The sequence below is a fragment of the Nocardia sp. NPDC003183 genome (assembly GCF_053590715.1).
In genome coordinates, this window is record NZ_JBSFTG010000041.1 from 1 (window position 1) to 1,063 (window position 1,063).

The following is a 1,063-nucleotide window of genomic DNA, read 5'->3' on the forward strand; positions in this document are numbered from 1 at the left end:
TCACACGGTCGAAAATTCTTTTGAAAAAGTTTCTCGGAGTCGGGAGTTACTGCGGTCCGGGCATTGATCGCACAAGCAGGAATTTCGTCGAATTTAGTGGAGACATGTCCCGAATAGGGGTTTCTGACGGCAGTAGATAAGTACACAGTTCTCTCTCACCGTCAGGAGACGCGATGACCGCGAATTCCCCCCATTCCCGCCCCCGCTCGGCGGCCTCGACTACCGACGTACAGGTCCCCTCGACCTTATGGGCACTGGGTGCCGATCGGTTCGATCCGCACGACCGCTGGCCCGAACAGCTCGTTGCCCGCGCGGTCGCTGAGTTCTCCGCGCCCGGTTCGCCGGTGCTGTTGATCGACTGGCCCGCCCCCACCGCCCGAGGAAACCTACGGGTACCCGCGCCGGACACGGCAGCGGCCGTCGCGGCGATCCGAGACCTCGACCGCGACAGCACCGACGCCCCCGACAGCGCTGAATCAGTCGATCTCGTCATCGCGAGTTTGCTGTCCGATCCCCTCGATCCGGTGCGGGCCGCCGAGTACGTCACCGCGCTCGCGACCGAGGCGATGGCCATGGGTGGGCTGCTGGTCGTGCTCAGCCGCTGCCGCCACAGCGAGGACGGGGTCCTGCTCGATCCGGCCGGTTCGGTCATCCTCGCCGCCCAGTCCGCCGACCTTCTCTACCTCCAGCACATCATCGCCGCCCCGGTCACCGGTCACACCGTCACCGCCGACCCTCCCACCGACCCGACCGTGTCGGGCCTGCCTCGCCACGTCGTGGCTCACACCGACGTCTGCGTGTTCTTGCTGCCCGAGCACGGGTGAGCCCCTCCGACTCACGACCCCCCGCTATCGCACCGACCGATCGCTCCCGCGAAGGACTCTGGAATGACTGACGACCGCACCACCACGCCCGCCGACTCCGACTCCGCGACCGCCGCACAGCCCCGGCCCGCCGACGTGCCCGTGTCGGTGTGGGCAACCGCCCAGCACGCACCCTCCGCGCAACGACGGGGCCGCTATCACCCCGACAGCACCGCACACCCGGCGAAGATGTTTCCCGC

The 1,063-nt window shown here is 67.3% G+C and carries 1 protein-coding gene; it reads left to right on the forward strand.

Annotated features, from left to right (window positions below):
- Window positions 1-173: 173 nt before the first annotated feature.
- A complete protein-coding gene (locus ACWDXS_RS35635) occupies window positions 174-824 on the forward strand; it encodes a hypothetical protein (RefSeq protein ID WP_449972796.1) in 651 nt (216 codons plus the stop codon).
- Window positions 825-1,063: the final 239 nt, after the last annotated feature.

What these genes read in the sequence shown, in the direction of transcription:
- ACWDXS_RS35635 (WP_449972796.1), top strand. Translation starts at nt 174, where the DNA reads ATGACCGCGAATTCCCCCCATTCCCGCCCCCGCTCGGCGGCCTCGACT.